This is a genomic window from Pseudomonas sp. PGPPP4, assembly GCF_002256045.1.
Lineage (GTDB): Bacteria > Pseudomonadota > Gammaproteobacteria > Pseudomonadales > Pseudomonadaceae > Chryseomonas > Chryseomonas oryzihabitans.
This window is the reverse complement of record NZ_NKID01000002.1, coordinates 365,468-389,437: the sequence shown is the minus strand read 5'-3', so window position 1 is coordinate 389,437 and position 23,970 is coordinate 365,468. Positions and strand designations below refer to the sequence as shown.

At 68.7% G+C, this 23,970-nt stretch carries 23 protein-coding genes; 18 read left to right on the top strand and 5 right to left on the bottom strand.

Features of this window, described 5'->3' with window-relative positions:
• Positions 1–13: 13 nt before the first annotated feature.
• Both CFE50_RS04640 and CFE50_RS04635 read left to right on the top strand, forming a co-directional pair.
• The gene (locus tag CFE50_RS04640; protein WP_286731628.1) at positions 14–1,102 is read left to right on the top strand and encodes a polyamine ABC transporter substrate-binding protein; all 1,089 of its coding nucleotides are present in this window, start codon (positions 14–16) and stop codon (positions 1,100–1,102) included.
• Positions 1,103–1,118: 16 nt separating this feature from the next.
• Positions 1,119–2,735, top strand: coding sequence for a gamma-glutamyltransferase family protein (locus CFE50_RS04635; protein WP_286731626.1), 1,617 nt, complete (start codon positions 1,119–1,121; stop codon positions 2,733–2,735).
• Positions 2,736–2,776: 41 nt separating this feature from the next.
• Here the strand turns inward: CFE50_RS04635 and CFE50_RS04630 are convergent, their stop codons facing one another.
• On the bottom strand, positions 2,777–4,978 hold the full coding sequence (locus tag CFE50_RS04630; protein ID WP_286731624.1) for an OsmC domain/YcaO domain-containing protein: 2,202 nt from the start codon (positions 4,976–4,978) through the stop codon (positions 2,777–2,779).
• 256 nt (positions 4,979–5,234) lie between these two features.
• Here CFE50_RS04630 and bigR point away from each other — a divergent pair, with 256 nt between their 5' ends.
• The 4 genes from bigR (at position 5,235) to CFE50_RS04610 (ending at position 7,221) form a co-directional block, all read left to right on the top strand.
• Positions 5,235–5,573: a sulfite-sensing transcriptional repressor BigR gene (gene bigR, locus CFE50_RS04625; RefSeq protein WP_502694676.1), complete on the top strand. Its 339-nt coding sequence runs from the start codon at positions 5,235–5,237 to the stop codon at positions 5,571–5,573.
• A complete protein-coding gene (locus tag CFE50_RS04620) occupies positions 5,570–5,980 on the top strand; it encodes a YeeE/YedE family protein (RefSeq protein WP_241809122.1) in 411 nt (136 codons plus the stop codon). Before bigR ends, CFE50_RS04620 begins: the two co-directional genes overlap by 4 nt.
• Complete coding sequence (locus CFE50_RS04615) at positions 5,977–6,423, top strand: YeeE/YedE family protein (protein WP_286731622.1); 447 nt, start codon at positions 5,977–5,979, stop codon at positions 6,421–6,423. The genes CFE50_RS04620 and CFE50_RS04615 overlap by 4 nt, the downstream gene beginning before the upstream one ends.
• A gap of 87 nt (positions 6,424–6,510) precedes the next feature.
• A complete protein-coding gene (locus tag CFE50_RS04610) occupies positions 6,511–7,221 on the top strand; it encodes an SOS response-associated peptidase family protein (RefSeq protein WP_241809120.1) in 711 nt (236 codons plus the stop codon).
• A gap of 48 nt (positions 7,222–7,269) precedes the next feature.
• Here the strand turns inward: CFE50_RS04610 and CFE50_RS04605 are convergent, their stop codons facing one another.
• A complete protein-coding gene (locus CFE50_RS04605; protein ID WP_241809119.1) occupies positions 7,270–8,256 on the bottom strand; it encodes a GlxA family transcriptional regulator in 987 nt (328 codons plus the stop codon).
• A gap of 107 nt (positions 8,257–8,363) precedes the next feature.
• Between CFE50_RS04605 and CFE50_RS04600 the strand changes: the two genes are divergently transcribed.
• The gene (locus tag CFE50_RS04600) at positions 8,364–8,912 is read left to right on the top strand and encodes a cysteine hydrolase family protein (protein ID WP_286731619.1); all 549 of its coding nucleotides are present in this window, start codon (positions 8,364–8,366) and stop codon (positions 8,910–8,912) included.
• An 85-nt stretch (positions 8,913–8,997) separates the two neighbouring features.
• On the opposite strand, the gene CFE50_RS04595 is transcribed toward CFE50_RS04600, so the two are convergent.
• On the bottom strand, positions 8,998–9,645 hold the full coding sequence (locus CFE50_RS04595) for a TetR/AcrR family transcriptional regulator (protein WP_286731617.1): 648 nt from the start codon (positions 9,643–9,645) through the stop codon (positions 8,998–9,000).
• A gap of 146 nt (positions 9,646–9,791) precedes the next feature.
• On the opposite strand from CFE50_RS04595, the gene CFE50_RS04590 reads away from it, so the two are divergent.
• The 10 genes from CFE50_RS04590 to CFE50_RS04545 all read left to right on the top strand — a co-directional run bounded on the left by CFE50_RS04590 (position 9,792) and on the right by CFE50_RS04545 (position 20,529).
• Positions 9,792–10,211 carry a DUF2147 domain-containing protein gene (locus CFE50_RS04590; protein WP_241809114.1) on the top strand — a complete coding sequence of 140 codons (420 nt, stop codon included), beginning with the start codon at positions 9,792–9,794 and terminating at the stop codon, positions 10,209–10,211.
• Positions 10,212–10,232: 21 nt separating this feature from the next.
• A complete protein-coding gene (locus CFE50_RS04585; protein WP_027599631.1) occupies positions 10,233–11,117 on the top strand; it encodes a TorF family putative porin in 885 nt (294 codons plus the stop codon).
• Positions 11,118–11,126: 9 nt separating this feature from the next.
• Positions 11,127–12,761: a xylulokinase gene (locus CFE50_RS04580; protein ID WP_286731614.1), complete on the top strand. Its 1,635-nt coding sequence runs from the start codon at positions 11,127–11,129 to the stop codon at positions 12,759–12,761.
• Positions 12,758–13,414, top strand: a complete 657-nt coding sequence (locus CFE50_RS04575; RefSeq protein ID WP_286731612.1) for a class II aldolase/adducin family protein — start codon at positions 12,758–12,760, stop codon at positions 13,412–13,414. The genes CFE50_RS04580 and CFE50_RS04575 overlap by 4 nt, the downstream gene beginning before the upstream one ends.
• An 8-nt stretch (positions 13,415–13,422) precedes the next feature.
• A complete protein-coding gene (locus tag CFE50_RS04570; RefSeq protein ID WP_286731610.1) occupies positions 13,423–14,904 on the top strand; it encodes an aspartate aminotransferase family protein in 1,482 nt (493 codons plus the stop codon).
• Positions 14,905–14,912: 8 nt separating this feature from the next.
• Positions 14,913–15,533 carry a class II aldolase/adducin family protein gene (locus CFE50_RS04565; RefSeq protein WP_241809107.1) on the top strand — a complete coding sequence of 207 codons (621 nt, stop codon included), beginning with the start codon at positions 14,913–14,915 and terminating at the stop codon, positions 15,531–15,533.
• 22 nt (positions 15,534–15,555) lie between these two features.
• The gene (locus tag CFE50_RS04560) at positions 15,556–16,743 is read left to right on the top strand and encodes a hypothetical protein (RefSeq protein ID WP_286731608.1); all 1,188 of its coding nucleotides are present in this window, start codon (positions 15,556–15,558) and stop codon (positions 16,741–16,743) included.
• A 53-nt stretch (positions 16,744–16,796) separates the two neighbouring features.
• Complete coding sequence (locus CFE50_RS04555) at positions 16,797–18,242, top strand: aldehyde dehydrogenase family protein (protein WP_286731606.1); 1,446 nt, start codon at positions 16,797–16,799, stop codon at positions 18,240–18,242.
• Positions 18,243–18,638: 396 nt separating this feature from the next.
• The gene (locus tag CFE50_RS04550; protein ID WP_241809103.1) at positions 18,639–19,175 is read left to right on the top strand and encodes a ProQ/FinO family protein; all 537 of its coding nucleotides are present in this window, start codon (positions 18,639–18,641) and stop codon (positions 19,173–19,175) included.
• A gap of 418 nt (positions 19,176–19,593) precedes the next feature.
• Positions 19,594–20,529 (top strand): SGNH/GDSL hydrolase family protein, encoded by a 936-nt coding sequence (locus CFE50_RS04545; protein WP_241809102.1) that lies wholly within the window; start codon positions 19,594–19,596, stop codon positions 20,527–20,529.
• A gap of 54 nt (positions 20,530–20,583) precedes the next feature.
• Here the strand turns inward: CFE50_RS04545 and CFE50_RS04540 are convergent, their stop codons facing one another.
• Together CFE50_RS04540 and CFE50_RS04535 are read right to left on the bottom strand one after the other, a co-directional pair.
• Complete coding sequence (locus tag CFE50_RS04540) at positions 20,584–21,753, bottom strand: sensor histidine kinase (protein ID WP_286731602.1); 1,170 nt, start codon at positions 21,751–21,753, stop codon at positions 20,584–20,586.
• Complete coding sequence (locus CFE50_RS04535) at positions 21,750–22,424, bottom strand: response regulator (protein ID WP_286731600.1); 675 nt, start codon at positions 22,422–22,424, stop codon at positions 21,750–21,752. Before CFE50_RS04535 ends, CFE50_RS04540 begins: the two co-directional genes overlap by 4 nt.
• Before the next feature lie 96 nt (positions 22,425–22,520).
• Here CFE50_RS04535 and CFE50_RS04530 point away from each other — a divergent pair, with 96 nt between their 5' ends.
• Positions 22,521–23,960, top strand: a complete 1,440-nt coding sequence (locus CFE50_RS04530) for an efflux transporter outer membrane subunit (RefSeq protein ID WP_286731599.1) — start codon at positions 22,521–22,523, stop codon at positions 23,958–23,960.
• The last annotated feature ends 10 nt before the right edge of the window (positions 23,961–23,970 follow it).

Here is a 23,970-nt window from a genome sequence, read left to right as displayed (position 1 = left end):
ATTGGAGACCCCAATGGCCGTTCGCCCCCTGCTGGCCGCCCTCGCCCTCTGCCTGGCGCCCCTGGCCCAGGCCGCCGAGTCCGAGGTGCGCTTCTACAACTGGTCGGACTACATCGGTCCGGACACCCTCAAGCAGTTCACCCAGACCAGCGGCGTCCAGGTGCGCTACGACGTTTTCGACACCAACGAGATGCTCGAAGCCAAGCTGCTGTCCGGCCACTCCGGCTATGACCTGGTGGTGCCGTCCAACCAGTTCCTCACCAAGCAGATCAAGGCGGGCGCCTACCAGCCGCTGGATCGCAGCCGGCTGCCCAACTGGCAGCATTTGAATCCACGGCTCATGCAGCGCCTGGAAGCGGCCGATCCCGGCAATCGCTACGCTGTGCCCTACCTCTGGGGCACCGTGGGTATCGGCTACAACGCGGCCAAGGTTCGCGCCGCCCTGGGCGATGCCGCCCCGGTGGATTCCTGGGATCTGCTGTTCAAGCCGGAGAATTTGGCCAAGCTCAAGGGCTGCGGCGTGGCGCTGCTCGATGCGCCGCAAAAGGTCTTCGCCCAAACCTTGCACTACCTGGGCCTGGACCCCAATAGCCAGAATCCCGAGGACTACCACAAGACCTCCGCGCTGCTGCAGCAGCTCAAGCCATCGGTGACCTATTTCAGCTCCAGCAAGTACATCACCGACCTGGCCAACGGCGACGTCTGCGTGGCCATGGGCTATTCGGGCGATGTCATGCAGGCCCAGAGCCGCGCAAGGGAAGCGGGCAAGGCCAGCGACGTGCGCTACGTGATCCCCAGGGAAGGCGCCAACCTCTGGTTCGACATGCTGGCCATTCCCAAGGACGCCAAGAATCCCCAAGGCGCCCTGGCGCTGATCGACTACCTGCTGCGCCCCGAAGTGATCGCCCCGGTCAGCGACTATGTCGGCTACGCCAATCCCAACCGCGACGCCACCGCCCTGCTCGATGCCAAGGTGCGCGACAACCCGGGCATCTACCCGAGCGAGGCCATCGCCGAGCGCCTCTACGTCTCCGCCGATCTGCCCCCGCAGATTCAGCGGCTGATGACGCGCGAGTGGACCCGCATCAAGACCGGACAATGACCCCGAAGAGCCTGCCATGCTGAATTTCTCCGCCCACGACTACCCCTATGCCTCGCAACGCCAGAGCGTCTTCGCGCGCAATGGCATGGTCGCCACCTCCCAGCCGCTGGCCGCCGAGGCCGGCATCGCCATGCTGCGCCAGGGCGGCAACGCCATCGACGCGGCCATCGCCACCGCCGCGGCCCTGACCGTGGTGGAACCCACCGGCAATGCCATCGGCGGCGACGCCTTCGCCCTGGTCTGGGTCAAGGACCGGCTGCACGGCCTGGATGCCAGTGGTCATGCCCCGGCCAGCCTCGACATCGCCACGGTCAAGGCCGCCGGCCACCAACGCATGCCGGTGCACGGCTGGCTGCCGGTCACGGTGCCGGGCTGTCCGGCGGCCTGGGCCGAGTTGTCGCGGCGCTTCGGCAAGCTGCCCTTCGCCACCCTGTTCGAACCCGCCATCGCCCTGGCCCGCGATGGCTTTCCGGTCTCGCCGGTGGTCGCCCACCAGTGGCGCATCGCCCAGGCCGAGTACCAGGCCAGCCGGGACCAGGCGCCTGAGCTTGCCGCCTGGTTCGACACCTTTCTCATCGACGGTAAAGCCCCCGTCGCCGGCCAGCTGTTTCGCAATCCGGCCCAGGCGCGCACCCTGGAGGAACTGGCCCAGACCCAGTGCGAAAGTTTCTACCGCGGCGCCCTCGCCCAGCGGCTGGCCGCGCATGCCGCCGCCAGTGGCGGCCACCTGACCGCAGCGGACCTGGCCGGCTACCAACCGCGCTGGGTCGAGCCGATCAAGGTCGACTACCGGGGTTACCAGGTGTGGGAGATCCCGCCGAGCGGCCAGGGCCTGATCGCCCTCATGACCCTGAACATCCTCAAGGGCTATGACTTCGACCAGCGCGACAGCCAGCTCACCTGGCACCGCCAGCTGGAGGCCATGAAGAAGGCCTATGCCGACGGCCTGCACTACATCACCGATCCCGAGCACATGAGGGTCGCCGCCAGCGTCCTGCTGGACGACGCCTATGCCGAGCGCCGTCGCGCCGAGATCACCGACCAGGCCCAGCCGCCGCTGCACGGCGATCCCCAGGCCAGCGGCACCGTCTACATCGCCACCGCCGATGGCGAGGGCAACATGGTGTCCTTCATCCAGAGCGCCTACCACGGCTTCGGCTCCGGCGTGGTGCTGCCCGACAGCGGCATCGGCCTGCAGAATCGCGGTTCGGAATTCAGCCTGGATGCCGCGCATTCCAACGCCCTAGCGCCGGGCAAGCAGACCTTCCACACCATCATCCCGGGCTTCCTGACCCGGGGCGACGTACCCATCGGGCCCTTCGGCGTCATGGGCGGCTACATGCAGCCCCAGGGCCATGTGCAGATGGTGATGAATCTGGTGGACTTCGGCCTGAATCCCCAGGCGGCGCTGGATGCGCCGCGCTGGCAATGGCTGGGGGAGATGAAGGTCGGCATCGAGCAGGCGGCTTCCCGCGCCCTGGCCAGTGGCCTGGCGCGGCGCGGTCACCAGATCGAGATCGCCCACGACTCCACCGACTTCGGTCGCGGCCAGATCATCGTCCGCGATCCGCAGACCGGCGTGCTCTGCGGCGGCACCGAGCCGCGCGCGGATTCCCATATCGCGGTCTGCTGACCGCCGGGAAGGCCCCGCCCCGCTAGGGGCGGGGCGCTACCTCAGAGCGCGATGCTGGCCGCCCGGGCCCGCGCCGCGTGCAGCTTGCGATAGCTGTCGATCAGCCGCAGGTGCTTGTCGATGCCTTCCAGCTTGAGGCTGGTGGGCGTCAGGCCGTGGAAGCGCACCTCACCCGAGACTGAACCGAGGGCGGCGTCCAGCCGTTCGTTGCCGAACATGCGCCGGAAGTTGACCTCGAAGTCGGCCAGCTCCAGTTCGTCGTCCAGCTCGACTTCCAGCACCGCATTGAGCGCCTGGTAGAACAGACCGCGCTCCAGGGTGTTGTCGTTGAACTGCAGGAAGGTCTCGACCTCTTCCTTGGCCTCTTCGAATTGCTGCAGGGCCAGGTGGATGAGCAGCTTGAGTTCCAGCAGGGTCAACTGGCCCCAGACGGTGTTCTCGTCGAATTCGACGCCGATCAGGGTGGCGATGCGGGTGTAGTCGTCCACCTGGGTGTCGTCCAGGCGTTCGAGCAGGGATTCCAGGGCCGCATCGTCCAGGCGGTGCAGATTGAGGATGTCCGCGCGCACCGGCAGGGCCTTGTTGGTGTTGTCCCAGATCAGGTCCTCGACCGGATAGATCTCCGAATAGCCCGGCACCAGGATGCGACAGGCCGGCGCGCCCAGTTCCTCGTACACCGCCATGTAGGCTTCCAGGTCCCGCTCGGCGAGGATGCCGAACAGGGTGGCGGCCTCCTGGGCGGTGGCGTCTTCGCCCTCGCTGGAGAAGTCCCAGTCGACGAACTCGTGGTCGGCCTTGGCGCTGAAGAAGCGCCAGGAGACCAGGCCGCTGGAGTCGATGAAGTGCTCGACGAAGTTGTTCGGCTCCATTAGCGCCTGGCTTTCGAAGGTCGGCTGCGGCAGGTCGTTGAGGCCTTCGAAGCTGCGACCCTGCAGCAACTCGGTGAGGCTGCGCTCCAGGGCGATCTCCAGGCGCGGGTGGGCGCCGAAGGAGGCGAACACCCCGCCGGTGCGCGGATTCATCAGGGTCACGCACATCACCGGGAATTCGCCACCCAGGGAGGCGTCCTTGACCAGCACCGGAAAGCCCTGGGCTTCCAGGCCGCGGATGCCCTCGACGATGGCGGGATAGCGGGCCAATACCTCGTCAGGCACATCCGGCAGCGCCAGCTCTCCTTCGAGGATCTCGCGCTTCACCGCCCGCTCGAAGATTTCCGACAGGCACTGCACCTGGGCTTCGGCCAGGGTGTTGCCCGCGCTCATGCCGTTGCTGAGGTAGAGGTTCTCGATCAGATTGGAGGGGAAATACACCACCTCGCCGTCGGACTGGCGCACGAAGGGCAGCGCGCAGATGCCGCGCGCCACGTTGCCGGAGTTGGTGTCGTGCAGGTGCGAGGCGCGCAATTCGCCTTCCGGGTCGTAGAGCTTGCGGCAGTAGCGGTCGAGGATCTCCCGGGGCAGCGCGTCCTTGGGCCCCGGCTGGAACCAGCGCTCGGCGGGATGATGGACGAAGGCGGCGTTGCCGATGGCCTCGCCCCAGTACTGGTCGTTGTAGAAGAAGTTGCAGTTGAGGCGTTCGATGAATTCGCCCAGCGCCGAGGCCAGGGCCGCTTCCTTGGTCGCGCCCTTGCCATTGGTGAAGCACAGCGCCGACTGGACATCGCGCAGGTGCAGCGACCAGACGTTGGGCACGATGTTGCGCCAGGAGGCGATCTCCACCTTCATGCCCAGCTCGGCGAGGATGCCGGAGAGCTTGGCGATGGTCTCTTCCAGCGGCCGGTCCTTGCCGGGAATGTAGGTCTGGCGGGTGGTATCGCTGGGCAGCAGCAGGGCCTGGGCATCGGCGTCGAGGCTTTCCACCGCCTCGATGATGAAGTCTGGACCGGCCTGCACCGCCTTCTTCACCGTGCAGCGATCGATGGATCTGAGGATGCCCTGGCGGTCCTTGTCGGACAGGTCGGCGGGCAGCTCCACCTGGATCTTGAAGGTCTGCTTGTAGCGATTCTCCGGGTCGACGATGTTGCTTTGGGCCAGGCGGATGTTGTCGGTGGGGATGTCGCGGGTCTGGCAATAGAGCTTGACGAAATAGGCCGCGCAGAGCGCCGAGGACGCCAGGAAATAGTCGAAGGGCCCGGGGGCCGAGCCGTCACCCTTGTAGCGGATGGGCTGATCGGCGATCACCGAGAAGTCGTCGAACTTGGCCTCGAGCCTCAGGTTGTCGAGAAAATTGACCTTGATTTCCATGCACAGCATTCCGGTTTGGAGACAGAGTGGCCGCCATTATCCGGACAAAGGGCCATGGGTGATACGCAGGCTGTCGTCCTGTGTCTGATTCGTAGTCGCTAGGTGGTCTGCAGCAGTGTTCACGACGAGGCGCCCGGCTCCCGGGCATGGGGATTGGCCATGCGTGTGGTATCCGCCTCCGCTGTCCATCGAAAAGTCTTGCGCCTCCATCAATATACATTATATTTAATTACATATTAAAACCTCTGGTGCAGCCATGACCACCATCTCCACTTCGCCAACCTTATCTCCCCAGGACATGCAGGTCCGCGCCCGAGAGGTGGCCGCCCTGCTCAAGACCCTGGCCCATCCGGTTCGCCTGCTGCTGGCCTGCGCCCTCGCTGAAGGCGAGTACGCGGTCGGCGAACTGGAAGCCCGCCTGGACATCCACCAGCCCACCCTATCCCAGCAACTCGGCGTGTTGCGCGAAGCCGGCCTGGTCACCACGCGGCGCGAGGCCAAGCAGATCTTCTACCGCCTCACCGAAGACAAGGCCGCTCAGCTGCTGCAGGCGCTCTACCAGATCTTCTGCCAAGCGGAGGACGCACCAGCATGACCTTCACCGTCTATCTCCCTGCCCTGGCGGGCGGCCTGCTGCTGGGTGTGGCGGTCAGCCTGCTGTTGCTGGTCAATGGCCGGATCGCCGGCATCAGCGGAATCTTCGGTCGGCTACTGGGCGCGCAGCAGGTGCCTACTGCCTTGGTCTTCGTGCTGGGCCTGGCCCTGGGTCCGCTGCTGGTGCGCGGTCTGCACGACCTCCCCCAGCCGACCGTGAACGCGACCTGGCCGACAGTGCTGCTGGCCGGGCTGTTGGTAGGTTTCGGCACACGCCTCGGCTCGGGCTGTACCTCTGGCCACGGCATCCTCGGCGTGGCCAGAGGCTCACGCCGTTCACTGGCCGCCACCGCCGTCTTCCTGGCCTGTGGCCTGGCCACGGCCACCCTGCTGGGGCTGCTGCGATGAGCTCCTGGCGGCTGGTCATCACCCTGCTGGCCGGGCTGCTCTTCGGCAGCGGCCTGGCCCTGTCCGGCATGCTCGATCCCGCCCGGGTCCTGGGCTTTCTCGATCTCGCCAGCGGCCACTGGGACGCCAGCCTGCTGTTCGTCCTGGGCGGCGCCCTGCTGGTGGCCATGCCGGCGGTCCAGTTGCAGCGTCGACTGGCGCGCCCCCTGCTCGACCGCCAGTTCCACCTGCCAGCGACCACGCCCGTTGATCACCGCCTGATACTGGGCGCCGCGCTCTTCGGCCTCGGCTGGGGGCTGGCCGGGCTATGCCCCGGGCCCGCACTAGCAGGCCTGGGGCTAGGTATCGCCAAGGTCTATGGCTTCGTCACGGCCATGGTCGTGGGTATGGTGCTACATGACCGAGGGCTGGCCCGACGCGAGACGGCGGCGCCCAAGGCCTGAGCGCCAGGTACTTCGGGCGTGGGGCGTGGTCCAAGATAGAGATGCGGGGGCATTTCAACCTGCGTCTCCCTCGCCCAGGAGCATCCCATGTGTGGCCGTTTCGCCCAGTACCGCTATGCCCTCGACTACCTGGACGCCCTGGGCGCCGGCGTCTCGGACGTTCGCACCGGCCTGGAACCCCGCGCCCTGGGTCGCTACAACGTGGCGCCCGGCACCCGGGTTCACCTGCTCCACCAGCAGGCCGATGGCCTGCACCTGGATCCGGTGCGCTGGGGCTACCAGCCCGCCTGGGCCCGCCAGGCCAAGCGGCCGCCGGTGATCAACGCGCGTGTCGAGACGGCGGCTACCAGCCGGATGTTTCGCGGCCTCTGGCAGAGAGGCCGTGCTCTGGTGATCGCCGATGGCTGGTACGAATGGCAGAAGGATCCCGCCGATCCCAAGCTCAAGCAGCCCTACTTCATCAGGCTGAAATCCGGCGAGCCGCTGTTCTTCGCCGCCATCGGCCACTTCCGCCCGGCCGACCAGGCACCCCAGGACGATGACGGCTTCGTCATCATCACGGCTGCCTCCGACGCCGGCATGGTCGACATCCACGACCGCCGCCCGCTGGTCCTGCCCCCAGCCGCAGCCCGCGAATGGCTGGACCCCGAACTGTCCCTGGAACGCGCCAGCGAGATCGGCGCGGTCGAGGGCACGCCCGTGGACGCCTTCGACTGGTACCCGGTGGGCAAGGCCGTGGGCAGCGTGAAGAACGATGGACCCGAATTGCTGGAGCGGATCGCCGAGCCGCTGGTGTAGCGGATCGACGGGGGCTTTCCGCCGGGCACTGACGCGCCGAGTTGGGCTTCAGCGACCTGGCGATCCCCCCCCGAACCGCCGCCGGTAATCCCCCGGACTCAGCCCCACCAAGCGGGTAAAGACCTTGCGGAAGGCGCCCGGATCGCTGTAGCCGACCTCCCAGGCGACCCGTTCCAGGGGCAGGCGGCTGGCCTGCAGCAACTCCCGGGCACGGCCGACGCGCAGTTGCTGGCCGTAGGCGGTGGTGGTCATGCCGGTGGCCTGGCGAAAGCGGCGCAGAAAGGTGCGCGGTTCCAGTCCGGCGCGTTGGGCCAGGGTGTCCAGAGCGAGGTCCTGGGCGCCGGTCGCCTGCAGCCATTCCTGCACGGCGAGGATGGCGCTGTCGCCGTGGTTCAGACGCGGCGAGAAGGCGCTGTAGTAGCGCTGCTGTCGGCCAGGCGGGTCGATGACCAAGGTCCGCGCAGTGTCGAGCATGCGCTTGGCGCCCAGGTAGCGATCGACCAGGCGCAAACCGAGATCGGTCCAAGCCATGAGACCACCGGCGGTGACCACGTCCTCGCCATCGATGAGCAACTGGTCGGCGTCCAGACTCACGCGGGGGAAACGGGTGGCGAAGCGCTCAACATGCAGCCAGTGGGTGGTGGCGGTGCGGCCGTCGAGCAGACCGGTTTCCGCCAGCAGGAAGGCACCGGCGCAGATCGAGGCCAGGCGCACGCCCTCGCCATGCTGCTGGCGCAACCAGTCACGATAGGGCGCGGCGGCGGCGGGTGAAATCGGCTCGGCCAGACTGGGCGGCAGGATCAGCACCTGGGGCGCGCCATCTGCTCCAGGCAGGGAATCGTAGACCCGCCTGGGCAGCGCCTCGCCCTCCTCCAGTCGCCAGTGGCTGACCCGCAGCCGCGGGCGCTCGCCATCCTCCGCGGTCCCGGTAAGGCGCCCGGCGATCTCGAACAGATCGGTGAGGCCGTGCACCGTCGCCTGTTGCACGCCGGGATAGAGCAGCAGGCCGAGTTCGATCGGTGGTTGATCGTGCATGTGTCGCTGGCGCCCCTGAAGTTGTCGGTCACGCCCCTTCGCCGGCAGGCGCGGTTGGCCAATCATGGCCGGACCCAAAACCCGAAGCATCTTCCGAGAGGCTGGATATGAGCAAGCACGCCGTCGTCGTCATCGATCTGCAGAACGAATACCTGCCCACCGGCAAACTGCCGCTGACGGGCATCGAAGCCGCCGTCGCCAATGCCGCGCGGATCATCGCCCACGCCCGTGACCAGGGCGTCCCGGTGATCCATGTGCAGCATCAATCGCTGAGCACCGAGGCGCCGATCTTCGTGCCCGGCAGCGACGGCGTCGCGATCCAGGCCGCCGTTGTGCCCCAAGCCGGCGAGCCGGTGGTGGTGAAGCACTATCCCAACGCCTTTCGCGAAACCAACCTGAAACAACTGCTGGACCAGCGCGGTATCGAGTCACTGGTGGTGGTGGGGGCCATGAGCCATATGTGCATCGATGCCGGCGTTCGCGCCGCGGCCGATCTGGGCTATGCCGTGACCGTGATCCATGACGCCTGCGCCACCCTGGATCTGGAATTCAACGGGGTCCGGGTGCCGGCGGCCCAGGTGCACGCCGCGCTGATGGCGGCGCTGGCCTTCGCCTATGCGAGCCTGGAAGCCACCGACGCCTATCTCGCCGGCTGACGCACCAGCCCTGGCGGCCGCGGGCAGCCGCCAGGGCATTAGCCGCTGAACGCTCCGGCAACCGTGCGCCGGAGCGCTTCCCCCTTCAGCCGTCGCGCAGGCGCCCCAGATGACCGCTGAGCATGGCTGCGACGGTGCGGCAGGTGCTTTCCGTCGGCAGCTCTTCATCGAACAGCAGCTCCACGGTGGAGTGGATCAGCTCGACCACGATCCGCGCGACGTGGGAGACGGCGGCCGGTGGCACGCCGGGTAGCAGCAGCACCAGCAGCTCGGTCTGCTGCGCCGCCACCCGGCGGTGCGAATCGAGGCGCACGTGCTCCAGCGAGGGCACCGCGCGCAGCGCCTTGAGGATCCACATGCCACCGGCGGTCTCGGCCGTGACCCGGTAGGTATCCAGCAAAAGCCCGGTCAAGACGTCTTCCACCCGCTCCAAAGGACCGGCCAGCAGCTCGGCATTGATCCGCCCGTCTATCTGCGCATTCTGCTTTTCCAGCAGACGCCGACCCAGTTCCTCCAGCAGGGCGTACTTGTTGGGAAAGTAGCGGTAGAGCGCCGGCGGGGTCAGCCCGGCGCAGTCGCAGACCAGATTGGTCGACAGCCGCTCGATGCCGACCTGACAGAGCACCTCCGCCGCCGCCGCCAGGATGCGTTCATAGGTTTCCGCCGCCCGCTGCTGGCTGGGGCGGGCCTTGGGCGTGGCGCGGGAGGATGGAGCGGACTCTTTGGCGACCATGAAAAAGCTCTCGGCTAGACGAAAAAACCCTTGATGGGCAGTAAAATGATAGTTATAACTATCGTGTAGCGATAACTATCATATCAGCAACAGCGTTGCCTTACTGCCTCCAGCCACAACCACAACAATCAGCAGGAGTCTCCTCCATGAAAACACCCCTCGCGCTCGCCGCCGCCCTGTTGGCGCTCCCCCTCGCCCCCGCGCTGGCCGCCGACGCGGCGCCGGTCCAGGGCCTCTGGCTGACCGCCGACCAGGGCGCCGCGGTCAGGGTCATGCCCTGCGCCGACAACGCCGGTGCCCTGTGCGGCACCATCGTCTGGGACAAGGACGCCGGCAATGCCCATGACACCTGCGGCACCCGCATCTTCCAGATGAGTCGCGACGACGGCGGCACCTGGCGCGACGGCTGGGTGTTCGATCCGCGCGATGGCAAGAAGTACAAGGGCTACGTCCGCCGCAAGGGCGACGACCTCAACATCCGCGCCTATGTCGGCACCGAGGTGCTCGGCAAGACCGAACAGCTCACCCCCCTGAGCACCCTCCCCGCCACCCCGCACTGCAGCTAAGCCACCGCAAGGAGCGACCCCATGAACCGGATTCTTCACCGCACCCAGGCGGCGGCCCTGCTGTGCCTGAGCGTTCTCGGCAGCGCGGTCCAGGCCGACGACGACCTGGCCAGCTATGCCCTGACCATCACCCCGCGCCTACTCTCGGACGTGCGCAACCGCAGCATCTCGGATTCGCTCAATCGGCCGGGGGCCAAGGTCACCGTGGAATTCGCCCATGAAAGCGGCCTGATCGGCCTGGCGGAAATCGGCAGCGTGAGCAAGAAGCAGTTCCTCGACGGCGATGGCGCCAACGTCCTGCTGGCCGGCGGCTACCGCTTCGGCGATCCGGAGGCCTGGCACTTCGGCGTCGGTCTGGCCGGGGAATTCTTTCCCGGTGCCCACTTCAAGGCGCCCAGCCGCATCGATCCGGAGACCGGCGCCCCCGATGGCTTTCGGAGCACCAACTACAACAGCCAGTTCGCCGTGCTGGAGATCGGCTACGGCGCACTGCAGGGGCGCATCCTCAACGTGCTCTCGGAAAACTATCGCGGCGCCAACACCGCCGGCGTCTGCGGCGCCCAACTGCAATTCAACCCCGATCCCACCAAGGGCCTGGAGTGCTATGCCAAGGGCGAGCACAACTCCCGCGGCAGCCTGCTCTACGACCTGGACTATCGCTACGAGCTGACCCCGCGCACCAGCCTCAAGCTGCACGCCGGCTACCAGCAGATCCGCAATTTCTCCGAGGCCAACTTCAGCGACTACGGCGTCGGCCTGGTGCATCGCCACTGGGGCTTCGACTTCGGCCTGGACTACCTGAGCCCCCACACCCGGGCGCGCGAACTCTATATCGCCGAAGACGGCGACCATCAGCGCGCGACGGACGAGGCCCGCTGGGTGCTGTCCGTGGCCCGTCCCTTCTGAGCCGGCGCCATGAAACCTCACGTCTTCGCCACGCCGCCCGCACCGGTCCAGGCCACCGCCCTCGACGGCCTGGTGCTGGTGGTGGACCTCGGCACCTCCGGCTGCAAGAGCGCGCTGGTCACCCTTGGCGGCGAGGTGGTCGCCTGGACCTTCCACGGCGTCACCCTGCACGTCGAAGGCCACAGCGCCGAACAGGAGCCGGAAGACTGGTGGCAGGCCTTCCTGCGCGGCGCCGGCGAATTGCTGGCGGCGGATCCGGCGCGGCGGCGGCGGGTGGTGGCGGTGTGCTGCTCGACCCAGACCGAGGGCACGGTGTGCGTGGACGCCAATGGCCAGGCCCTGGGCCGGGCGCTGCTCTGGCTGGACATGCGCGGCGCCGAATCGGTGGCGCGGCGGGTCGGCGGCGGCCGGCTGAAGGTGGCCGGCTATTCGCCGTTCAAGCTGTGGCGCTGGATTCGTCTCACCGGCGGCGCGCCCTCGCTGTCGGGCAAGGATTCCGCCGGCCATATCGCCTATCTGCAGGACCACCAGCCGGAGCGCTATGCGCGCACGGTGAAGTTTCTCAATGTCCTCGACTTCATGAATCTGCGCCTTACCGGTCGCTGCTGCGCCACCGCCGATTCCATCTGTACCACCTGGATCACCGACAACCGCGATTCGCGCCAGGTGAAGTACGACGCCGGGCTGATCCGCACCCTGGGCTTCGATCGCGACAAGCTGCCCGACCTGGTGGATTCGGCGGAGGTGATCGGCACCCTGACCGGCGCGGTGGCCGACCGGCTCGGCCTGCCGCGCAGCACCCCGGTGGTGGCCGGCTCGGTGGACACCTCGGCGGTGGCGGTGGGCTCGGCGGTGGCAGACTTCGCGCCGCACCTCTACCTGGGCACCTCTTCCTGGCTGGGCGCCCATGTGCCCTTCAAGAAGTCCGATGTCTTGCGCCACATGGCCGCCGTGCCCAGCGCGGTCAAGGGCCGCTACCTGGCCATGGCGCTGCAGACCGCGGCGGGCGCCAACCTGTCGTTCCTGCGCGACAAGGTGCTCTACCACCCGGACGAACTCCTCAGCGACGAACAGCACCCGGATCTCTATGCCCTGCTCGACCGCATCGCGGCCCGGGTGCCGGCCGGCGCCCGCGGGCTGCTCTACACCCCCTGGCTGTATGGCGAGCGCAGCCCGGTGGACGATCCCAGCCTGCGCGCGGCCCTGATCAACCTGTCGCTGGAGCACACGCGGGAAGACATCATCCGCGCCTTTCTCGAAGGGGTGGCACTCAACACCCGCTGGATGCTGGAACCCTTCGGCCGCTTCCTCGGCCGCCGACCGGAGCGGATCACGGCGGTGGGCGGCGGCGCCCAGTCCAATCTCTGGTGCCAGATCATGGCCGACGTCACCGGCCACGTGATCGCCCAGCCCGTTGCGCCGATCCAGGCCAATGCCCGGGGCTCGGCCTATATCGCCGCCGCCGGTATCGGCGCCCTGACCTTCAGCGACGTGCCGGCGCTGCAGCGACCGCCGCGGCTCTACCAGCCCTGCCCCCAGGCGCGGGCGCGCTACGACGACAGCTACGCCACCTTTCTCGAAGTCCGCCGGCGCCTGGCGCCGCTCTATCGCCGCCTCAACCCCAACCAGGGAGCCCGACCATGAGCGATACCCTCGAAGCGCGCGAACAGGTGGTCGATCTCTGCCTGCACCTGGTACGCCGCGGCTTCTTCGCCGCCACCGGCGGCAACCTGGCCCTGCGCCTGGACGCGGAGCGCATCGCGGTGACCCCCTCCGCCCTCGACTACTACCAGATGGGTCCCGAGGACGTCTGCATCCTGCGCCTGGCCGATCTGCACCAGCTCGAAGGCGATCGCGCGCCCTCGGTGGAAACCGGATTGCACGCCCGGGTGCTGCGGCGCTTTCCGGCGGCGGGCTGCAGCCTGCACACCCACCAGCCGCTGGCCAGCGCCTGCACCCTGCTGGGCGAGGCCCTGACCGTCGACGATCCCGAGCGCTGGCCCGAACTGGGCCGCCGCCTACCGCTGGTGGGCTATGCCCCCTCCGGCACCGGCTGGCTGGCCAGGCGCCTGGATCGCGCCCTCAGCGCCGAAAGTCCCGCCTATCTGCTGCGCAACCACGGGGTGCTCTGCTACGGCGCCAGCGCGCGCCAGACCCTGGCGGTGCTGGAGCAGCTGGAAGCCTTCTGCGAGCACTACCTGGTCGGCCGTATCGCCAGCCGCCCCGGGGTCTCCGCCGCCGACAGCCTGGCGCGCCAGCGCCTGCTGACCACCCTCACCGCCTCCCTCCCGTCCTGAGGTCCGCCATGAATCAGCCCCTGACCACCCCGCCGCTCCTGGTACCCACGCCGCCGGCGATTTCTGCCTGGCCGGATACCGAGACGCTCTATCGCCGTTTCGACGCCCTGGTCAAACAACCCATGCGCCCGCTGCGCCGCGAGGCGCTGGCCAAGGTCATGGGCTATTTCGACGAGCGCTGCCAGGGTTCGCGGCGGCTCGCCGAAGAAGCCAAGCGGTTCATTCCCGGGGGCATCCAGCACAACCTGGCGTTCAACCACCCCTTCCCCCTGGCCATCGCCCGGGCGGAGGGCGCCCACCTCACCGACGTGGACGGCAACAGGTACATCGACTTTCTCCAGGCCGGCGGTCCCACCCTGCTCGGCTCCAATCATCCCGGCGTGCGCGACCAGGTGCAGCGCATCCTCGCCGAGTGCGGCCCGGTCACCGGCCTGCTGCACGAATACGAGGTCAAGCTGGCCGAACTGGTCTGCCAGAGCGTACCCGGCATCGACCAGGTGCGGCTGCTGGGCTCGGGCACCGAGGCGGCCATGGCCGCGGTACGCCTGGCACGGGCCTATACCGGGCGCCGCTGGATCATCAAGATCGGCGGGGCCTATCACGGCTGGAGCGATCAGCTGGTGTACGGCATGCGCCTGCCCGGCACCGGGCGCATGGAGGCCCTCGGCATTCCCCGCGGCGCCACCGCCCACACCCAGGAAAGCCCGCCCAACGACCTCGAGGCCCTGCGCCGGCGGTTGCAATTCAATCGCCTGCGCGGCGGCACCGCGGCGGTGCTGGTGGAACCCTTCGGCCCGGAGAGCGGCACCCGCCCGGTGCATCCGCACTTCAACCGAGAGGTGCGCACCCTCTGCGACGAATTCGGCGCCCTGCTGATCTTCGACGAGGTGGTGACCGGGTTCCGCGCCGGCATGGGCGGCGCCCAGGGCTACTTCAAGGTGCTGCCGGACCTCACCGTGCTCGGCAAATGCCTGACCGGCGGCTATCCCATGGCCGGGGCCCTGGGCGGCAAGGCCGAGGTCATGCAGTTGCTGGTGGGCGGCATCGGCACCTCGTCGAAACGCGCCTTCGTCGGCGGCACCCTGTCGGCCAATCCGCTGTGCTGCGTGGCCGGCTACTACGCCCTCAAGGAGATCCAGCGCCTCGACGCCGCCGGCCAGGCCGGCCGCGCCGGCGATCGACTGCGCCAGGGCCTGGAGGAAATCATCCAGCGCCGCAACCTGCCCTATGTCGCCTACAACCTGGGCTCCATCGTCCACCTGCAGACCTCCGGCGTGCTGCTGCTCGACACCGGCAATCCGCTCAAGCTGCTGCGGGTGCGCAACGAGGCCAAGGCGCGCAAGCACATGATGGAAGAGATGGGCGCGGCCTATACCGCCCATGGCCTCATCACCCTGGCCGGCAGCCGCATCTACACCAGCCTGGCCGACACCGACGCCGTGATCGACGACGCCCTGGAGCGTTTCGACCGGGTCTTCCAACTGGTATGAGGCCGCCCATGAAAGCCGAATCGCGCCAGCAATGGCTGGATCTGCAGCAACGCCTGGCCCGCCAGGGCGAGCGCTCGGCCGTGGCCCTGTCGGTGCGCATACCGGGGGCGGCGAGTCTCTGGTACGGCACCCTGGGCGATGCCGCCCCCTGCGAGATCGAGCTGACCCACCGCAGCGGCGGCGCTCTGGATCACGCGCTCGTCTACCGGGCGCGACCGGATGTCGGCGCCATCCTCCAGGGCGCGGGGCGCTACGGGCAGCATGTGGCGGACTTCGGCGGCCAGTTGCCGCAGCTGTTCGACGAGCAGGCCCGCCACCTGGGGCGGATGGCGCCCGCGGTGGCCCGGGGCGATGCCCTGGCGGAGGCCCTGGCCGCGCGCGGCAACGTTCAGCTGCTCGGCGGCCAGCCGCTGTGCCTGGGGACCACCGCCAGCCGCGCCGCGCTCAATGCCGAGTTGTTCGAGAAATGCGCCAAGGCCTACACCCTGGCGCAGGCCACCGGCGCGGTGCTCACCCGCCTGCCCTGGTGGGTGGTGCTGATCGCCACCCGCCGACTCCAGCGCGACCAGCGCGCCGCCGCCGAGGCCTTCCGCCAGGGCCGGCTGCCGGCGGAAAGCCGCGGTTACTAGCCACTCTTCGAAGGTAGCGCCCATGAACGTCACCTCGCCTTCTTCGCCCCGCCAGGTCCAAGCCGCGCTGCTGCTGGGCTCCCTGGTGCTGCTCATCCTCGGCCTGCAGCCGCTGCTGCTCGGCGAGCTGTTCACCAGTGGCCGGGCCAGCCTCGACGGCCTCGGCCTGGTGGCCATGGGCGAGATCGTCGCTCTAGGCCTGGGCGTGATCGCCGGTGAGGCCCTGGGCCCGCGCCTGGGGCTGCCGGCGGTACTCTGGCCGGCGACGCTGTTGGCGGTCGCCGCCGACCTGGCCAGCGCTCAGGCCAGCGGTGACCTGCCGCTGCTCGGCCTGCGCGCCCTCGCCGGCCTTGGGGAAGGCCTGCTGCTCTGGGCGGCGGTGGCGCTGATCGTCCGTCAACCCACCGCCGAGCGGCTGTCCGGCCTGTTCATGGCACTGCAGACCTTTTGCCAGGGCCTGCTGGCAGCCCTGCTGGCGCTGTGGATCCTGCCCCGGCTGGGCAGCGCCGGCGGCTTCCGGCTGCTGGCCGGCGTCACCGCCCTGGCCCTGCCGCTGACCGTCGCCCTGCCACGCCGCCTGGCAGCAGTGGACGTCGCTGGCAGCGCGCCGGTCCGCCATAGCTGGCGACTGCCACAGGCGCTGCTGCTGGCCTTCGTCGGTTGCCAGCTGGCCGCCATCGGCGCGCTCTGGGCCTATCTGGAACCCTATGGCGAAGCCCTCGGACTGGACGCCAGCCAGGCCCAGACCCTGATCGCCGCCAGCTTCGCCGCCCAGCTGCTCGGCGGCCTGGCTGGCGCGGTCCTGGTGGCCTGGCTGCCGGCCGCCACCACCCTGACCCTGGCGACCCTGCTGCTGGGCAGCCTGGCCGCGCTGATCTATGGCCTGGCGGCGGGGGCGCACCTGACCTTCGTGCTGCTGTGCCTGACCTTCACCTTTCTCTGGCAGACCCTCACCCCCTTCCAGATCAGCCTGGCCCTGCGACTGGACGCCAGTGGCCGCGTCGCCACCCTGGTGCCCTCGTTGCAACTGCTCGGCTGCGCCGCCGGCCCGGCGCTGGTCTCGCTCTGGTTGCAGGGCGCCGCGGTCCGACCCGCCGCCCTCACCAGCGCCCTGCTCGCCCTGCTGGCCCTGGGGCTGGCGGCCCTGCTCGCCCTCTGTGCCCCCGGCCCCCGGCCGGTACCGCGCTGGCGCTGGCAGCGCCCAGGCTGAATACTGCCGTCGTCGCCGAATCGATCCTTCCTGCCCCCTTGCGGACTGCTGCCATGAATGCCTCCCTGCCCGATCCCGCTCCCGTCCTGGTCGACCCCGAGACCTTGCAGCGGCTGTTCGCCGCCCAGGGCCCGCGCGCCCTGGCCCTGCGCGGTTCCAGCGCCGCCGAGCGCCTGGGCCTGCTGCAGCGCCTGCATGGCGCCCTGGTGGCCCGGCGTGGGCCGCTCTATGCGGCCTTTCGCCAGGACTTCGGTAAACCCGAGGTGGAGGTGGAACTGTCGGAGATCATGCCGGTGCTGGAAGAGATCCAGCACGCGCGCCGCCACCTGCGCCGCTGGATGAAGCCACGGCGGGTGCGCCCGACCCTCACCTCCCTCGGCTGCCCGGCGCACATCCACAGCCAGCCGCGCGGCCGCTGCCTGATCATCGGCCCCTGGAACTATCCAGTCTCCACCCTGCTCGGGCCGCTGGTGTCGGCGCTGGCGGCCGGCAACAGCGTGATGCTCAAGCCCTCGGAATTCACCCCGGCGGTCAACGCGGTGCTGCGCGAGCTGCTGGCCGAGGCCTTCACCGCGGACACCGTGGCCTTTTGCGAAGGCGACGTCTCCACCGCCCAGGCGCTGCTGGCGCTGCCCTTCGACCACTTCTTCTTTACCGGCTCCACGGCCGTGGGCCGCCTGGTGATGCAGGCCGCCGCCCGGCACCTGGCCTCGGTGACCCTGGAACTGGGCGGCAAGTCGCCGGCGATCATCGACGCCAGCGCCGACCTGGACGCCGCCGCCGAGTTGCTGCTCTGGGGCAAATTCCTCAATGCCGGCCAGTCCTGCGTGGCGCCCGATCATGTCTTCGTCGCCCGCCGCCTGCTGCCGGCCTTCAAGGAGCGCTGTCGCGCCCTGCTGGTGCAGCGCTACGGCAGCGATGCCGCCGCCAGTCCGGACTACACCCGGCTGATTCACCAACGCCACGCCAGCCAGCTGATCGGTCTGCTGGAACAGGCCCGGGCCGCCGGTGCCCAGCTGATCCACGGCGGCGCGCACGACGCGGCCGGGCGCTATCTCGCACCGACCCTGCTGGATTGCTCGGCCATCGACAGCCCCCTGGACAGCCAGGAGCTGTTCGGCCCGCTCCTGCCGGTGATCGCCTACGACGACCTGGAGGAGGTACTGCAGCGCATCGACGCCGGGCCCAAGCCCCTGGCGCTCTATCTCTGGAGTCGCGATCGCGACATCCAGCAGCGAGTCATCGCCCGCACCAGCTCTGGCAGCGTCGGCCTCAATCTGTGCATGCAGCAGTACACCCAGTTGCACCTGCCCTTTGGCGGCATCAATCACTCCGGCAGCGGCAGCGCCCATGGCCAGGCCGGCTTTCGCACCTTTTCCCACGAGCGCAGCGTGCTCGCCGCCGGTCCGCTGCTGGCCGTTCGTCTGCTGCTGCCGCCCTATTCGCCGTTCAAGCTGCGGCTGGCGCAGTGGGTGTCGCGCCTGACCGGCGGCGGCTAGGTCCAGTACGAGAAGTGCCTGCGCATCGGCGATGCTTCGTTGAAAACCCCCTGGATCGCCAGCCCGGTCGAAATGCTCCTTTACCGCACGTACACTGCGCTTCCTCTGCTTTTTGATTAGTGAGCGTTCACCCTTCGAACGGGCTTGGGCTGTTACTCCCCTGGTCGTTCCAACTCGCCTCACCTTCGCTCGGCGACTTTCGTACCGGACCTGGAAAACGCCCAGCAGGGCACACCATCCGCCGGGAATGACGCCGCCAAGGATGCACGAGCGGCAAACCAGCCTTTAGAATGACGGGCCGCCAGCCTTGGGCGTGCCGATCTGCAATCGGCGCGGTCCAAGCCCGGCATGGGTTACCCTTGCACGTGAATTCTATTTGGAGCGGTGAGCTGAACGATGGGCTTTGAGCAACTAGCTGAACTACGCGACCGCCTGCGGGCCGAAAAAGCGCAGGTAAAGACCGAGAGCAACGAGCGGCCGGCGCGGAGACCTTCACCGAAAGCCAAGCCCCGCGAGCAGAAGCCCCGCGAGCAGGATCCGGTGGTCGAAGGCATCCGCCGTCTGCAAAAGCACTTCCCGCTGGCCTTCCCGGTCAATCCGGCACCCAAGGTGCCGCTCAAGGAAGGCATCCTGAAGGACGCCGAGCAGCACCTGGAGCGCCTGGGCATCACCGGTGATCAGCTCAAGCAGTCGATCGCCACCTGGTGCCGTGGCACCCGCTACTGGGCGGCCATGACCGAAAACGCTCCGCGCCTGGATCTGGATGGCCAGCCGGCTGGCACCGTGACCGCCTCCCAGGCGGTCTATGCCAAGCAGCAGGCACGCCGCCAGCGCGCCCAGGCCCGTCGTGAGCAGGCCAAGGCCAAGGCGGAATCCGCCGCGCCGGTTGAAGGTGCGGCCGCCGTGGATGGCGAAGCCGCCCAGCCTTCCTAAGCTCCAGCACGGCTGGGATGGTCTGACCTGCCGGCTGCGCCGGGCAGGCCATCCCGGTCGCTCTTTTCAGCAGTGGGTAGCACTGGATGTCCAGTCCAGGCCGCGTACTGCCTGCTGCCTGGCCAACCGGCAGTCACTCGGCTTAGCGCCACCAAGCAATCCATCGGCGACCAGCCATCCTCAGTTTGTTGGCCGCTGACACCTGCGACGCCTGCTTCCCGGTTTCCGGATGCACACGCCTGACCGCTCCATCAAAGTCGGGGATGCGGATACGGCCCTTCGCGGCCCGCCGCGTGTCGCAAAGGGAACAGACTCGACGCTCAGAGGCACAGGCGCGTCGTAGCGGTCATGGCTGACCGGGCGCCGGCTGATAGGGTGCAAGGGCTACCTTCTCCAACCTTCGACGTGGAGTCGCCCCATGATTTGGCGTACTGGTTTCGCTGCACTGCTGCTGGTGGGGAGCATGGCAAGCGCTCTGGGAGCACCCCGCTACGATCACCTTTATGCCTTTGGTGACAGCTACTCGGACAATGGCGCCAGTGAGGCCCTGACCCGCTCGTTGGTCGCACGAAAGATCAAGGACGCCCAGGAACTGCCAGGTCCGCTGTATTGGCAAGGCCGTTGGAGCAACGGTCCCACGGCCGTCGAATCGCTTGCCGAGGCCTTGAAGACCCCACTGACCGATTACGCAGTAGGCGGTGCCAAGAGTGGCAACGGCAACTACTACGGCTGGATGAGCGCGGCGCGGGATACCAGTGCGCTGGGGCAGGTCACCGACCATCTGGCAGCCGCCAAGGCGCACAAGGCCGATCCGAACGCCCTCTACTTCATCTTCATCTCGGCCAATGACTTTTTCGAATGGGCCGACTTCGCCCATACGGAAGCCCTCGATCAGCTGAGTCAAACCAGCCTGACGAACATTCGTCAGGCTGTGGAACGTCTCGCGGCCGCCGGGGCGAAACACTTCATGGTGGTCGGCTCCGTGGATCTGGTCCATGTACCCGCCGTGGTTCAGGCCCGGCAGGAGGCCCATGCGGCCGAATTCCAGCAGGCGCTGGCGCGGGCGATGCCTGGCATGCTCGACGACCTGGCCAAGCGCTTCCAGGTCGACATCCACTACTTTGATCACCAGGGCTTCAGCGACGGGATCCGTGTGGCCGCGGACCACGCCGGCCTGGAACAATTGGATACGCCCTGTCAACCGACCTACCCGGAAGCCAAGCCCGCCTGCGCGAACCCGGACGCCTACTACTACTGGGACGAATGGCATCCCACCCGCAAGGCGCATGCCCTGGCGGCCGCGGCCATGCTCAAGACCCTGCAGGCCGACCACGGACGTGCCAGCACGCCCTGAGCCATAGTGCCCCTGTCGTCCTGACAGGGGCAGTCATTCCAGACGCCCGCCCCGCTAGGACAGCCGTCCCGGCAACTCGATGCGCATGACCGTGCCCCCACCCTCGCGCCCCAGGGCGACGATGCGGCCCTGATGCGCCGCGCAGATGGCGCGGGCGATGGACAGCCCCAGGCCGCTGCCGCCCAGGTGTCGCGCGCGGGAGCTGTCGGCACGCCAGAAGCGGTGAAACACTCGCTCGCGATCGGCTTCGGCGATGCCCAGGCCGCGATCCCGGAATTCCAGCACCAGGCTTTCGGCCAGGGCCAGCTGGACGATCTCCAGTTCGCCGCCGCTCGCGCCATAGCGCAGGAAATTTTCCAGCAGGATGTTGAGCAGCTGGCCGATGCGATCGCGGTCGGCGTACAGCCGTTGGCGGGGATCCAGTTCCAGGCGCAGCTGGATGGCCTCGGCCTGCAGCTGGGGCGCGAACCAGGCCAGTCGCTCTTCCACCAATGCCGCCAGGGCGAAGGGCCGCTGATCCAGCGCCAGTTGGCCGGCCTCGGCCAGCGACAGGGTGTGCAGATCGCCCACCAGGGTGTTGAGCAGATCGAGCTGGCGCTTGACCATCTGCAACTGGCGGGCATCGGCGGGAAAGACCTCGTCGAGGATGCCCTGCACCCGCACCGAGGCGGCGTTGAGCGGGGTGCGCAGCTCATGGGCGAGGATGGCGCTGGAATCCCGCACGTCGCGCTCATATTGCTGCAGCCGCGCGGTGAGGCTGTTGAAGTCCAGCGCCAGGCGGCGCAATTCCGCCGGCGCCGTCTCGGCCACCTCCAGGCGGGTCTCCAGATCACCGGAGGCCACCCGCCGCGCCGCCGCGGCGATGGCGGAGAACTGGCTCGACAGCGGGCGTGATAGCCGAAAGCCGGCCAGCAGGATCAGCGGCACGGCCGCCAGCAGTAGCCCCGCCAGCACCCACCAGTCGCGGCTGGCGATGCCGGGCAGGAAATAGCGCACCGGATAGTAGTGACTGAACAGCGCCCAGAGCCGCGCCTCGTTTTCCTGCGGATCGGCGCGCAGCTGGAGGATCTCCGCGCGGGCCGCCTGGGGCACCTGGCGCAGCACCCACCAGTCGCCAAAGAGAAACCAGAGGTACATGCCGGCGGCGATCAGCAGCACCGCGCCCAGGGCCAGCAGGCTCATGCGCCAACCGACCCAGCGCCCCAGCGGGGCCTGGCGCTTCATGAAAAGCGATAGCCGATGGCGCGCACCGTCACCGGCACGCCGGGAAGACCCGCCGCCTCCAGCTTGCGCCTGAGGTTGTGCAGGTGGGTGTCCACCACCCGCGCCAGGGCTTCGCTCTCCGGCAGGCAGCGCTCCAGCAATTCCTCGCGGGTAAAGGCCTTGTGCGGGGTGCGCATCAGGGTGGCGAGCAAGCCGAATTCGGTGGGCGTCAGCTCCAGGGCGCGCGCCTCGACGGTGGCGCTGAAACGCTCCAGATCCACCGTCAGGGCGCCATGGCGCAGCCAGCGATCATCGCGCGGCGCCTGGTGGCAGCGACGCAGCACCGCGTGCACCCGCGCCACCACCTCCTTGGGGTTGTAGGGCTTGACCACATAGTCGTCGGCGCCATAGCGCAGGGCGCCGAGCTTTTCCGGCTCGTCGCCGATGGCGGTCACCATGATCACCGGGGTGTCCCCGGCGCGGCGGATCTGCGCCAGCACCTCGGTGCCACCGAGGCGCGGCAGCATCATGTCGAGCAGCACCAGATCGGGTCGCTCGCGCTGGAACAGGTCCAGCCCATGGCGGCCGTCTTCGGCAAGGATGACCGCGAAGCCGTCGCGCAGCAGATAGGCCTCCAGCACGCTGGCGCTGTCGGCGTCGTCTTCGACGATGAGTATGAGTTTGTCGCCCACGTCCGCTCTCTTGATCGAATCTCGACAATTCGCCGAAGGAATCTTGATTCGGCGTCCCTAGGCTGCGACCCATGCCTTGCACCGGGTCTGCCTGCCATGCCTTCACTCGCCGCTTCCGCCACCTGCCAGTTGCTGCTGATCAGCCTGCTGGGCCTCAGCGGTTGCTCGCTGATTCCCGACTACCCGCGACCCGCGCTGCCGGTGCCAGCGCACCAGGGGCTGTGGCAGCGGCAGGACGCCACGCCCGCGGCGGCCGTCGATCTCAGCCCTGACGAGCGCCAGCTGCTGGCCGCGGTCAGCGCTGAAGCCCTGCTGCCAGCGCTGGTGGGCCAGGCGCTGGCGGGCAATCGAGACTACCGGATAACCCAGCTCAGGGTCGAGCAGGCACGGGCGCAACTGGGCGCGCGCCAGGCCGAACGCTGGCCCACCCTGGGCCTGGCGGTGCAGCGGCCACGCCAGCGCTTCGCCGACCAGGCGCTGGACGAGCGCTACCAGCAGGACCTGGCCACCGCCAGCCTCGGCGTGGACGCCTTCGAACTGGACTTCTTCGGGCGGGTGGCCAGCCTGGACGAAGAGGCTCGCCACCAGCTGCTGGCCAGCGACCTCGGCCAGCAGGCCGCGCGCGGCGCCCTGGTGGCCGAGGTGGCGCGCCTCTTCCTCGTGGCCCGCGAGAGCGATGCCCAGGTCGCCGGCGCCCAGGCCATGGCGGCGCTCAGCGACGAGCTGGTGCAGCGCACCCAGGCGCGCATCGCCGCCGGCGACCTGGCCCCGGCCGCGCTGGAGCCCCTGACCCAGGCCGCTCTCGAGGCGCGCCAGCAGAAGCAGCAGCGCCTGAGCCAGCGCAGCCAGGCCTATGGGGCGCTGGCCTGGGTCACCGGCTACCGGCTGGCGCCCTCGCCCAGCGCTGCGCCTGCCCCGGCCGGTCCACCGCCGGAGCTGCCGGGCGAGCTGGCCGACCTGCCCTCCAGCCGCCTGCTGGAGCGGCTCGACGTGCGCGCCGCCGAGGAGCGCCTGCAGGCGGCCAACGCCAGTATCGGCGCGGCCCGCGCCGCCTTTTTCCCGAGCATCCGCCTGAGCACCGCGGTGGGCCTGGCCAGTCCGCAATTGCAGGACCTGTTCAGCGCCGGCCAGGGGCTGCGCCTGCTGACACCGTCGCTGTCCCTGCCGCTGTTCGACGGCGGGCGCAACCAGGCCAACCTGGACGCCGCCAGGACCGCTCGCGACCTGGCCCTGGCCGCCTACGAACGCACCCTGCAGGACGCCTTTCGCGAACTGGCCGACGGCCTGGAAGAGCGCCGCCTGCTGCTCGTGCAGCGGCAGACCCTGGACGCCCAGCTGCAGTTGAGCCAGGCGCGCCGCCAGCGTCTGGCGCGCCAGTGGCAGGCCGGGGCCGGCGATCCCGGCGCCAGTCTGCAGGCCGGTCTCGACGGGTTGCGCGCCAGCGAGGCGCTGCGCCAGACCGAGCAGGCCCTGCGCCTCAATCGCCTGCGCCTGTACCGCGCCCTGCACGGCCTCGACCACCCTTCCGCCCCCTGAGAGGACTCGC

Bases quoted from the DNA above. Each gene is read 5' to 3' on its own strand.
- CFE50_RS04540 (WP_286731602.1), bottom strand. From the start codon at position 21,753: ATGAAGCGCCAGGCCCCGCTGGGGCGCTGGGTCGGTTGGCGCATGAGC.
- bigR (WP_502694676.1), top strand. From the start codon at position 5,235: ATGACCACCATCTCCACTTCGCCAACCTTATCTCCCCAGGACATGCAG.
- CFE50_RS04580 (WP_286731614.1), top strand. From the start codon at position 11,127: ATGAAACCTCACGTCTTCGCCACGCCGCCCGCACCGGTCCAGGCCACC.
- CFE50_RS04595 (WP_286731617.1), bottom strand. From the start codon at position 9,645: ATGGTCGCCAAAGAGTCCGCTCCATCCTCCCGCGCCACGCCCAAGGCC.
- CFE50_RS04615 (WP_286731622.1), top strand. From the start codon at position 5,977: ATGAGCTCCTGGCGGCTGGTCATCACCCTGCTGGCCGGGCTGCTCTTC.
- CFE50_RS04585 (WP_027599631.1), top strand. From the start codon at position 10,233: ATGAACCGGATTCTTCACCGCACCCAGGCGGCGGCCCTGCTGTGCCTG.
- CFE50_RS04630 (WP_286731624.1), bottom strand. From the start codon at position 4,978: ATGGAAATCAAGGTCAATTTTCTCGACAACCTGAGGCTCGAGGCCAAG.
- CFE50_RS04530 (WP_286731599.1), top strand. From the start codon at position 22,521: ATGCCTTCACTCGCCGCTTCCGCCACCTGCCAGTTGCTGCTGATCAGC.
- CFE50_RS04575 (WP_286731612.1), top strand. From the start codon at position 12,758: ATGAGCGATACCCTCGAAGCGCGCGAACAGGTGGTCGATCTCTGCCTG.
- CFE50_RS04640 (WP_286731628.1), top strand. From the start codon at position 14: ATGGCCGTTCGCCCCCTGCTGGCCGCCCTCGCCCTCTGCCTGGCGCCC.
- CFE50_RS04550 (WP_241809103.1), top strand. From the start codon at position 18,639: ATGGGCTTTGAGCAACTAGCTGAACTACGCGACCGCCTGCGGGCCGAA.
- CFE50_RS04545 (WP_241809102.1), top strand. From the start codon at position 19,594: ATGATTTGGCGTACTGGTTTCGCTGCACTGCTGCTGGTGGGGAGCATG.
- CFE50_RS04600 (WP_286731619.1), top strand. From the start codon at position 8,364: ATGAGCAAGCACGCCGTCGTCGTCATCGATCTGCAGAACGAATACCTG.
- CFE50_RS04570 (WP_286731610.1), top strand. From the start codon at position 13,423: ATGAATCAGCCCCTGACCACCCCGCCGCTCCTGGTACCCACGCCGCCG.
- CFE50_RS04620 (WP_241809122.1), top strand. From the start codon at position 5,570: ATGACCTTCACCGTCTATCTCCCTGCCCTGGCGGGCGGCCTGCTGCTG.
- CFE50_RS04610 (WP_241809120.1), top strand. From the start codon at position 6,511: ATGTGTGGCCGTTTCGCCCAGTACCGCTATGCCCTCGACTACCTGGAC.
- CFE50_RS04560 (WP_286731608.1), top strand. From the start codon at position 15,556: ATGAACGTCACCTCGCCTTCTTCGCCCCGCCAGGTCCAAGCCGCGCTG.
- CFE50_RS04555 (WP_286731606.1), top strand. From the start codon at position 16,797: ATGAATGCCTCCCTGCCCGATCCCGCTCCCGTCCTGGTCGACCCCGAG.
- CFE50_RS04605 (WP_241809119.1), bottom strand. From the start codon at position 8,256: ATGCACGATCAACCACCGATCGAACTCGGCCTGCTGCTCTATCCCGGC.
- CFE50_RS04565 (WP_241809107.1), top strand. From the start codon at position 14,913: ATGAAAGCCGAATCGCGCCAGCAATGGCTGGATCTGCAGCAACGCCTG.
- CFE50_RS04635 (WP_286731626.1), top strand. From the start codon at position 1,119: ATGCTGAATTTCTCCGCCCACGACTACCCCTATGCCTCGCAACGCCAG.
- CFE50_RS04590 (WP_241809114.1), top strand. From the start codon at position 9,792: ATGAAAACACCCCTCGCGCTCGCCGCCGCCCTGTTGGCGCTCCCCCTC.